This window comes from Rhizobium sp. G21, assembly GCF_014158035.1.
Lineage (GTDB): Bacteria > Pseudomonadota > Alphaproteobacteria > Rhizobiales > Rhizobiaceae > Rhizobium_E.
Genome location: NZ_JACFXW010000001.1, coordinates 4,283,898 through 4,293,223 on the forward strand (window position 1 = coordinate 4,283,898; position 9,326 = coordinate 4,293,223).

The 9,326-nt window shown below is 61.6% G+C and carries 11 protein-coding genes; 6 read left to right on the forward strand and 5 right to left on the reverse strand.

The genetic code is table 11. From position 1 onward, the window contains the following. Nucleotides 1-16: 16 nt before the first annotated feature. Entirely contained in the window at nucleotides 17-1,432 is a 1,416-nt protein-coding gene (locus H2O14_RS21225) for a diguanylate cyclase domain-containing protein (protein ID WP_182829220.1), read from the reverse strand. A 246-nt stretch (nucleotides 1,433-1,678) separates the two neighbouring features. Then, nucleotides 1,679-2,716 carry a GTP 3',8-cyclase MoaA gene (gene moaA / locus H2O14_RS21230; protein WP_182829221.1) on the reverse strand — a complete coding sequence of 346 codons (1,038 nt, stop codon included), beginning with the start codon at nucleotides 2,714-2,716 and terminating at the stop codon, nucleotides 1,679-1,681. A 140-nt stretch (nucleotides 2,717-2,856) separates the two neighbouring features. On the opposite strand from moaA, the gene H2O14_RS21235 reads away from it, so the two are divergent. Next, the gene (locus tag H2O14_RS21235) at nucleotides 2,857-3,216 is read left to right on the forward strand and encodes a gamma-butyrobetaine hydroxylase-like domain-containing protein (RefSeq protein ID WP_182829222.1); all 360 of its coding nucleotides are present in this window, start codon (nucleotides 2,857-2,859) and stop codon (nucleotides 3,214-3,216) included. 25 nt (nucleotides 3,217-3,241) lie between these two features. On the opposite strand, the gene H2O14_RS21240 is transcribed toward H2O14_RS21235, so the two are convergent. Continuing rightward, a complete protein-coding gene (locus H2O14_RS21240; RefSeq protein WP_182829223.1) occupies nucleotides 3,242-3,706 on the reverse strand; it encodes a MarR family winged helix-turn-helix transcriptional regulator in 465 nt (154 codons plus the stop codon). 42 nt (nucleotides 3,707-3,748) lie between these two features. On the opposite strand from H2O14_RS21240, the gene H2O14_RS21245 reads away from it, so the two are divergent. From H2O14_RS21245 to H2O14_RS21265, 5 genes are all read left to right on the forward strand, one after another. Further along, nucleotides 3,749-4,642 carry an alpha/beta fold hydrolase gene (locus H2O14_RS21245; protein ID WP_182829224.1) on the forward strand — a complete coding sequence of 298 codons (894 nt, stop codon included), beginning with the start codon at nucleotides 3,749-3,751 and terminating at the stop codon, nucleotides 4,640-4,642. Between the two features lie 58 nt (nucleotides 4,643-4,700). Beyond that, the gene (locus tag H2O14_RS21250; RefSeq protein ID WP_182829225.1) at nucleotides 4,701-5,309 is read left to right on the forward strand and encodes a pyridoxamine 5'-phosphate oxidase family protein; all 609 of its coding nucleotides are present in this window, start codon (nucleotides 4,701-4,703) and stop codon (nucleotides 5,307-5,309) included. 112 nt (nucleotides 5,310-5,421) lie between these two features. Next, a complete protein-coding gene (locus H2O14_RS21255) occupies nucleotides 5,422-5,811 on the forward strand; it encodes a hypothetical protein (RefSeq protein WP_210275488.1) in 390 nt (129 codons plus the stop codon). Then, nucleotides 5,801-6,586, forward strand: coding sequence for a M15 family metallopeptidase (locus H2O14_RS21260; RefSeq protein ID WP_182829226.1), 786 nt, complete (start codon nucleotides 5,801-5,803; stop codon nucleotides 6,584-6,586). Before H2O14_RS21255 ends, H2O14_RS21260 begins: the two co-directional genes overlap by 11 nt. Nucleotides 6,587-6,597: 11 nt before the next feature. Next, nucleotides 6,598-7,221 carry a nucleoside 2-deoxyribosyltransferase gene (locus H2O14_RS21265; protein ID WP_182829227.1) on the forward strand — a complete coding sequence of 208 codons (624 nt, stop codon included), beginning with the start codon at nucleotides 6,598-6,600 and terminating at the stop codon, nucleotides 7,219-7,221. A gap of 27 nt (nucleotides 7,222-7,248) precedes the next feature. On the opposite strand, the gene H2O14_RS21270 is transcribed toward H2O14_RS21265, so the two are convergent. Together H2O14_RS21270 and H2O14_RS21275 are read right to left on the reverse strand one after the other, a co-directional pair. Further along, on the reverse strand, nucleotides 7,249-8,313 hold the full coding sequence (locus H2O14_RS21270) for a GGDEF domain-containing protein (protein ID WP_182829228.1): 1,065 nt from the start codon (nucleotides 8,311-8,313) through the stop codon (nucleotides 7,249-7,251). 231 nt (nucleotides 8,314-8,544) lie between these two features. Further along, a partial coding sequence (locus H2O14_RS21275; RefSeq protein ID WP_182829229.1) for a FumA C-terminus/TtdB family hydratase beta subunit occupies nucleotides 8,545-9,326 on the reverse strand: 782 nt, incomplete at its 5' end.

Here is a 9,326-nt window from a genome sequence, read left to right on the forward strand (position 1 = left end):
CGCGACGAAGTTTTCGTCAGACGGCTGCGTACCGAATATCGACATGCTGATCGGGCGAGGCGGCGAACCCGTGATGGAATCGCAGCGTATTCTTGCCCGCGGCCTTGGCTTCGTACAACGCGGCGTCGGCTGCTTTGAGCAGCCCCTGCGCGGTGACGTCGGGCTCCCAGGAGTCGGCGATGCCGATCGAGCAGCCGATATGGGCGTCCTGTCCGGTCGACAAGGCGATGGGATTGCCGATCGACAGAAGAATGCGCGCGGCGATGGCCTGGATGTAGCTGCGCTCGATCCAGCCGGTCATCAAGACGACGAATTCATCGCCGCCCAGACGCGCGACGAGATCGTTGGTCCGCAGACAGTCCTTCAATCGCCGCGCCACCTCCTGCAACAACTCGTCTCCGCAAGCATGACCGAACCGGTCGTTGACCTGTTTGAAGCCGTCGAGGTCGATATACATGACGGTGATGCCGCTGAAGCCGCGCGAGACGCGGCGCACGGCGTCTTCGAGTTCGGTGTTCAATCGCGCCCGATTGGCGAGGCCCGTCAGGCTGTCGGAGCCGGCGCGCTGTTCCCGATCGGAGATCAGCCGGCTGGAATTGCTGATGAACCGCGCCAGCAAGAGGCCGAGGGCAGCCAGCGCCAACACCAGAACAGCGAAAAACGGCATGACGATGCGCAACATCTGGTCGCCGGGACGCGACGGGTTCCAGATGAGAAATGTCTTCTGCGCATCGCCGGAATTGCCGCGGATTTCGACGGCGGAATCGGGATGCGGCGCCTCTTCGGCGATATTGGAGAGCCTGAGATCGTCGAGATCGAAATTCTGCTCGAGGCGGTCGAGAGCCGCGTCGTCGAAGCGATCGACGAATACGATGGAATAGCCGGTGGCCGGCCGTCGAACGTCCGTTACGGAAGCCACCGGGGCCACCGCGATGGTAACGGCCTGGCTTTGATACGGTATGACCGCCGCGAAGGTCTTGGTCGGATTCTTGAGCCAGGCGCGATAGGCGAAGCGGAAGGCGTGGGGAAGCCCGATGATGCGTTCGCCGTTCTGCCGGCTGCCCTTGACATAGGAATAGATTGTTTCGCCGTCGGGACCGATGACGAAGGAGAAATCCAGTCCCAGCGTCTGTTCCGGGCCGGCGCCGATCTGGGCGCGCATCCAGGCGAGATCGGGTTTGTCGACGATATTGGCGACGGCGTCGTCCCAATAGCCATAGTCGGATGCGCTCGACCCGAGGCGCTCCGCCTGGACCTGCAGCGCATGCCGCGCCAGTCGCGATTGATGACGCACGGCCACCTGCGTCTGGTAGTCCGCGATCCACAACAGACCGGCGAAGGCCAGGACGATCAAGCCTGCGATGAGGGCGCAGAGCGGCAGAATCAAACGGCGTATGAACTGACTGCCGGCATCCGCCGCGAGATCCATCATCGCAATCCCCTCGTTGTTTAATGAGAGTCCTACTCGTGATGGTTCAAGTTTTCGCTAAATTATACGGTTAACGTAGCGTCAGGTTGATATCGCGCCACACATGCAACGTGTTTGCAGGATCGGTAATCGATCTCGACCGTGGTCTGATCTGCGGGTGACGGTGGCCGATTGTCGGCATCGTCTCAAAATCCCGCCATAGGTCGAGTGCGCATTCGTAAGGGAGCGACACGCGGGATCGCACGCACGTCACCCGCCGGTGACGCTCATATGGCGCGACACCGCAGGACGGTTATGCGTTCGGTCGATGATGAAATCGTGGCCGCGCGGCTTGCGGCGGATCGCTTCGTCGATCGCGGCGGAGAGGACCGCATCGTCGTCGCTGGCGCGAAGCACGGCGCGCAAATCGGCGGCGTCTTCCTGCCCGAGACACATATAGAGCGTGCCGGTGCAGGTCAGCCGCACGCGATTGCAGCTCTCGCAGAAATTATGCGTCATCGGAGTGATGAAGCCGAGACGGCCGCCGGTCTCTTCGACCGTGACATAGCGGGCAGGGCCGCCGGTGCGGAAGGGAATGTCTTTCAGCGTGAAGCGGCTTTCGAGATCGGCGCGCAGCACGGAGAGCGGCAGGTAGCGATCGGTGCGGTCTTCTTCGATCTCGCCCATCGGCATGGTTTCGATCACGGTCATGTCCATGCCGCGGCCATGCGCCCAGCGCATGATCTCGGGCAGTTCCCGGTCGTTAAAATCCTTGAGGCCAACGGCGTTGATCTTGATCTTCAAGCCGGCCTTCTGGGCGGCGTCGACGCCTTCGAGAACCTTGGCGAGATCGCCAGTGCGGGTGATCTGGCGGAACTTGTCCGGGTCGAGCGTATCGATGGAGATATTGATGCGGCGCACGCCGTTATCGACCAGTTCGCTGGCGAAGCGCGACAGTTGCGAGCCGTTGGTGGTGAGCGTCAGTTCTTCGAGACTGCCGTCTTTGATCTTGCTGCCGAGCTCGCGGATCAGATGCATGATGTTGTGGCGCACCAGGGGCTCGCCGCCCGTCAGCCGCAGCTTCTTGACGCCCTTGTCGATGAAGGCGGAACAGAGCCGCTCCAATTCCTCGAGAGTCAGCAGATCCTTCTTGGGCAGGAACACCATTTTTTCCGCCATGCAATAGGTGCAGCGGAAATCGCATCGATCGGTGACCGACACGCGGAGATAACTCACCATGCGGCCGAACGGATCGATCATCGGCGGCGCTGCCGCCTCACGCGCGATCGGACCGGGAATGATATTCATGCGCTTGCTCCTCCGAAGCCCATCATCGGAATTTCGGCTTTTGCGTCAAGGTTCATATAGGGACAGCATAACCGATTTAAAGCCGAAATGTCTTGCTCCTGCGACATGGCTTGTCCTATTGAACGGCCGAGAGGTGACGCATGACCGAACATTGGCCGACCGAACTCCGCATTTCCACCGACCGCAAGACGCTGAACATCGTCTATGACGACGGCGCGGGATTTTCCCTTCCTGCCGAAATGCTGCGTGTCCTGTCGCCGTCCGCGGAAGTGCAGGGGCATGGCCCCGGTCAGAAGGTGACGGTGCCGGGCAAGCGCGACGTCATGATCCTCTCGGTCTCGCCGCAGGGCAATTACGCGGTGCGCATCGGCTTCGACGATCTGCATGACAGCGGCATTTATACCTGGCGCTATCTCCGCGAACTCGGGGAAACCGGCGACCGGCTGTTTGCCGCTTACGAAGCGGAACTCGCCGAAAAAGGCTTGAGCCGGGATCGGTAAGCGGCCGACGACGCAGCGCCTTGGATCAGTCTCGATCTCCCTGTGCGAGCAGCGTGGCGATAATGCCTTCCATGTGATCGGCCACATCGTTGCATCTCTCTTCCGAGGCGCCCGCCATCACCTGGTCGATGAGCCCGGTCTGCACCTCCATCGCCTGCTCGGTGATCGCCTTGCCCTCGTCTGTGAGGAACAGGCGGAGCACCCGCTTGTCCTGGCTGTCGCCGCGTCTTTCGACCAGTCCGCGCTTTTCCAATTGCGGCAGCAGCATCGACATGTTGGAGCGGCCAACCAGCAGCTTGCGCGCCAGTTCCTGTTGGGAAATGCCTTCGCGCCGATAGAGGTTGAGCATAATGTCGAGATGCGGCGGCTTGATGTCGAGATGGGCGATGTTGCGCGCCAACGTGAGTTGCATCAACTGACAGGCGCGCGCCACGGCGATCCAGGTGCGGAAGCGGGGATGATCCCAGGGTTGGGCTTGCTTTTTGTTCATTGTTGTACTTTATAGTTCATGACTGAACATTCTGGGTGCGACATGTCATCATATAGCGTCAAGGCCTTGGGGCAACTGATCAATCTCGCCGGCGTGATTTCTCCCCGATTGGGCGGCGATGCGGCGATGTGGTTGTTCTGCCGGACGTCCCGCCCCGATCCGGCAACGGACAAGGAGAAAGCGCTGTTCGCCGCCGCCCAGCCGCAGATGGCCGAGGCGCGAGTCGAGATGCTCGAAACGGCGCGCGCCCGCGTCGCCGCGCATGTCTTTCCGCCGATCGGCCCGGCCAATGGCAAACGCGTGCTGGTGGCTCACGGCTGGGGTTCGCGCATCGACTATCTGCAGGCGCTGATCACCGGCCTGAGGGAATCCGGGTTCGAAGCCGTCGGGCTCGATCTGCCCGGGCATGGCCGGTCCAGCGGCCGGACGCTCAACGTGCTCATGGCGATGGCGGCGATCAATGCGGCCTGGGATCGTTATGGCGATTTCCACGCCATGATCGGCCACTCCTTCGGCGGTTATTGTGCGGCGATGGTCGCTGCGGGACCCGGGGAGTTGGTCCGCCGGCGGACGCCGAAGAGGCTCGTCACCATCGGCTCGCCGGTGGCGGCCAAGGACGTATTCGCCGGCTTTTCCGATACGCTGGGCTTTTCCGCCCGGGTTCGCCGAGGTCTCGATGACGCGGTGGCGCGGCTGACGGGGCGGCCGATCCAGGCCTTTTCCGCCGAAACCATGCTCGCCGCCCATCCCGAACTGCCGGTGCTGGTGCTACATGCCGAGGACGACAAGGAAGTGCCGGCCGCCGCGGCGCGGCGCTATGCGTCGGCCGGGCCGCATGTACGCGTGGAATGGCTGAACGGCTGGGGCCATCGCCGCATCGTCAGTTCACCCGAAGCGATCGAACGCATCAAATCTTTTGTCGCCCAAACGTCATAAACCTCGCGGTTCTGTCATGAAGCCGGACTATGTTGCCTGTGAAACACAGGAGACGGTGATGAAGACGGTGCAGTCGGTCGAGGAATTGAACACGCTTTACGGCCAGCCCGGGGAAGCGTCCATCATTAAGGTGATCGATCGCCTGACCCCGGAATATCGCCGCATGATCGAGGCCTCGCCCTTCGTGGCGCTGGCGACGGTAGGGCCGGAAGGTCTGGATTGCTCGCCGCGCGGCGACGCCGGGCAGGTGGTGTTCGTCGAGGACGAGCGGACTGTGCTGATGCCCGACTGGCGCGGCAACAACCGGGTCGATTCGCTGTCCAACATCGTTCGCGATCCGCGCGTCGGGCTGATGTTCCTGATCCCCGGCTCCAACACCACCATGCGGCTCAACGGCAAGGCCAGCCTGGTGATCGACGAGGCGATGACGACGCGGTTCACCATGGACGGCAAGCATCCGCGCTCGGTGATCGTGATTACGATCGAGGAGGTCTACACCCAATGCGCCCGCGCCGTGATCCGCGCCGATCTCTGGAATGCGGAGAAGCATCTCGACCCCAAGAGCCTGCCGACGGTGGGACAGATGATGCAGACCATCAAACAGGGTTTCGACGGCGACGCCTATGACCGCGACTGGCCGGGCCGCGCCGCCAACACCATGTGGTGATTTTTTCAGTGAGGCTGATTCATACCAAATAAAGTCGGCCGCTGAGCCGTACTGACAAGCGACGCCAAACGCCGACGGCGCTATAGTTCGACTTCATTTGAGGAAGGGGCCCATGAAAAAACTGTTGATCCTGTCAAGCGTCGCCATCACGACGATCATGTCGATGTCCGTTGCGGCGCGCGCCGACGACGTGCTCGACGAATACAACGCCTATATCGGCGAGGACGATCTCTATAACTCCAACGGCGAGCGCCTGCGCGAGCCCTGGCAGATCATCCGTCAGGACCGCGCCAATTTTCACAAATATCGCGTGCGTCAGTCCGGCGACGAAAGCGACAGCTACTTCTCGTCTGTCGACAATCGCGCCGCCGCCGAACGCATGGTCCGCTCGGGCACGATCACCCGCGAGGCGCGACGCCTGCTCCTCAACGGCGACGTCATGATCAATGTAAAGGTCATGGAGGGCGACGACGGCGTCTATCTGAAGATCAATGTCGAGTAAAATCGGCTTCGTCCTCGGCGCGGCGGCGTTGTTCGCCGCCGCGCCCGCAAGCGCCCTGACACTGTCGGAAAAGCTCGATCTTCTGGTCGCGGCCTATCCCGACACGCTCGCCGGTTGGAAAGGCAATGCGCTGACGCTCAGAGGCGGGGAGACAATCGAGATCGACGATGGCGTCCGGCGCGACCATTTCGTCATGCTCGCCGAGGGCGATGTTGTAGACAGTCTTCGACAACTCTATGAGGCCGGTCCCTGCGATCCCAAGCCCTCCCTGAATTCCGATCCGGGGCGCATCCGTTCAGAGTTGCTGATGAAGGCCATGTATGGCGACAGTGCGAACATCGTAAAGGCGAGGTTGTCGCCGGTCGACTGGTTCGGCGAAACGTTGCGGGTCACCTCCGTCAACGGCGTCGACAATGCGCTCGCCAAGGTGCGGGACGAACTTGCGGCCCAGCCGGATCTACGCGCCTATCTCGCGCCGTCGGCGGGCGTGTTCAACTGGCGCAAGGTCTCGGGGCAGCCCAACCTTTCGGTCCACAGTTTCGGCGCGGCCATCGATCTCAACACAAAATATGCCGATTACTGGGTATGGTCGGGCGGCAAACCGGGCCGTGTGCCTGTCTACGCCAACAAATATCCCATGGAGATCGTCGAAATTTTCGAACGCCACGGTTTCATCTGGGGCGGGCGCTGGTATCACTACGACACGATGCATTTCGAATATCGTCCGGAACTGATCGCCATCGGTCGCGCTTCTGGAGTCGCCGCCTGCAAGTGAAGGAGTTTGCCATGTCGCTGAAGATCTATACCGCCGGGCCGGAAGTGTTTCTGCCCAACGCCCGCGAGGTGATGGCGAGAAAGACGGCGCTCTGCGCCCAATACGGCTTCACGGCGATCTGCCCCGGCGATCTCGACATTCCCCAGCAGCCGACGCTCTACGAATTCGGTCTGGCGATCAGCCGCGTCGACGAGGAGATGATGGACGCCGCCGACGCCATTGTCGCCAATCTCACGCCGTTTCGCGGCATCGCCGCCGATGTCGGCACCTGTTTCGAACTCGGCTATATGTGCGCCCAGGGCAAGCTGGTCACCGCCTACACCAATGTCGTCGAAAACCACTTCGAACGCACCAAGGCCTATTACAATGGCGAAATCAGCGTCGGCGAAGACGGCCACAAGCGTGGGGCGGACGGGCTGTCGCTCGAGGATTTCGACATGATCGACAATCTGATGATGCATGGCGGCGTTGTCAGGCGCGGCGGCCATGTCGCCGTGCATAAGGCGGCGGCCGATGCCCTCTACACCGATCTCACCGGCTTCGAGGCTTGTCTCAAAGCGCTTTCGGAAATGGCCAAGGGGCGGGCCGAGCATGGGCTTCGTCCCGAAGAACTCGACGCCAGCAACGACGACTGAGCCGGCGCGGCGCGTGTGGCGCGCCGCCTACTTCTTGTAGAGCAGCCAGCTCTTGGAGAGTTCCTTCTTCATGCCGTCTTCGAACACCATGACCTTGTTGCGGCCGTTGCTCTTGGCGCAATAGAGCGCAACGTCGGCTTTCTGGTAGAGCTCCTGGGGGCTTTCGGCCTCGGCCGCCAGGCAGAGACCGAGCGACAGGGTGACGGGGCCGTAATTGACGCCGGTCTTGGAATTCTTGAACGGCGTCGATTCGAGCGCGCGTCTGATGCGCTCTGACACGGCGCTTGCCTCTTCCTGGGAGGCGCCTTCGAGAATGATGGCGAATTCCTCGCCGCCGGTGCGGGCGACGAAGACGTCCTTCCGCACATTCGATCGGATGACATTGGCGACCGTCGCCAGGATCTTGTCTCCGACGGGATGGCCGAACGAGTCGTTGATGTTCTTGAAATGGTCGATATCGCCGATCACCAGCGACGTCGTGGTGCGGCCGAACTGGCTGTCGAAGATCGAGGCCAGCTTTTCGTCGAAGGCGCGGCGGTTGAAGAGACGCGTCAGCGAATCCGTATTGGCGATGCGCTTGTATTCGTCGAGTTCACGACGAATGTCCTCCATCTCGCGCGACTTGTTGGCCATGCCGACCATGGTTTCCTGACCATGGGTCATCGTGTTGTCGGTCGCTTCCGTCAGAAGCGAAATGGCGTTGGTGAGCAGTTCGGTGCTGGCCGCGCTCTTGGAATTGATGCGCTGATAGGTTTCGCCGAGCAGCTTGTTGTAGCTTTCGAGCGACGACTGCTCCTGGCGAAGCATATTCACCAGTCCTTCGAGTTCCCGGACAATCTTATGATGAGCGTGATCGACGGCGTTTCCCTGATGCCGACTGAAATACTGTGCGCCGATGGCGTCGAGTTCTTCCTGGGTGGCGCGGTTGCCGAGCGCCGCCAGATCTTTGGTCAGCTTGGGATTGGAGCCGATATAGGCTTCATAGAACAGTTCATAGTTTCGAGGCATCGGAGAGACGCCCATCTGGCGCATCGCATAGGTGACCTGCGCGGCGACATCCGGCACCTGCACCTTGCCCTGCGAACCTGTCATGGGAAACTCCTCAGTCTATTTGCATGAACTTATATTCTTGAAGTATTTGGAAAGCGTTAACGATCTTCAATACAGTCGGGCGGCCGCGGTCCTCGCGCGGATTGCCCGCCTGTCGCCCGGCGTTCGGAGCAAAAGCCCGCATCCGCAATGGGCGATGCAGAAACGCCCGGCCACTGATCGCGCGCCGGGCGTCTCCAATCTCCACTTGCGACATCTTGCCGGCGGGTGGGCCTATTCCAGATTGAGCTCTTTGAAGAAGTCGTTGCCCTTGTCGTCGATGACGATGAAGGCGGGGAAGTCCTCGACTTCGATCCACCAGATCGCTTCCATGCCGAGTTCGGGATATTCCACAACCTCGACCTTCTTGATGCAGTCCTTGGCCAGCCGCGCCGCAGGGCCGCCGATCGAGCCGAGATAGAAGCCGTGATGGGCAGCGCAGGCGTCGCGCACCTGGCGGGAGCGGTTGCCCTTGGCGAGCATCACCATCGAGCCGCCGAAGGACTGGAACTGGTCGACATAGGAATCCATGCGGCCTGCGGTCGTCGGGCCGAAGGAGCCCGAGGCATATCCCTCCGGCGTCTTGGCGGGGCCGGCATAGTAGATCGGGTGGTTCTTGAAGTAGTCCGGCATGCCTTCGCCGGCTTCGAGACGGGCGCGGATCTTGGCATGCGCCAGGTCGCGCGCCACGATGATCGGGCCGGTCAGTGACAGGCGCGTCTTGATCGGATGCTTGCTGAGCTCCGCAAGGATTTCCGCCATCGGACGGTTGAGGTCGATCTTCACCACGCCGTCGGAGAGGCGGCTCTCGTCGATGTCGGGCATGTATTTCGACGGATCGGTCTCCAGCGCCTCGAGGAAAATCCCGTCCTTGGTGATCTTGCCCTTGGCCTGACGGTCGGCGGAACAGCTGACGCCGAGGCCGATCGGCAACGACGCGCCATGGCGCGGCAGGCGGATGACGCGGACGTCGTGACAGAAATACTTGCCGCCGAACTGCGCCCCGACGCCCAGCG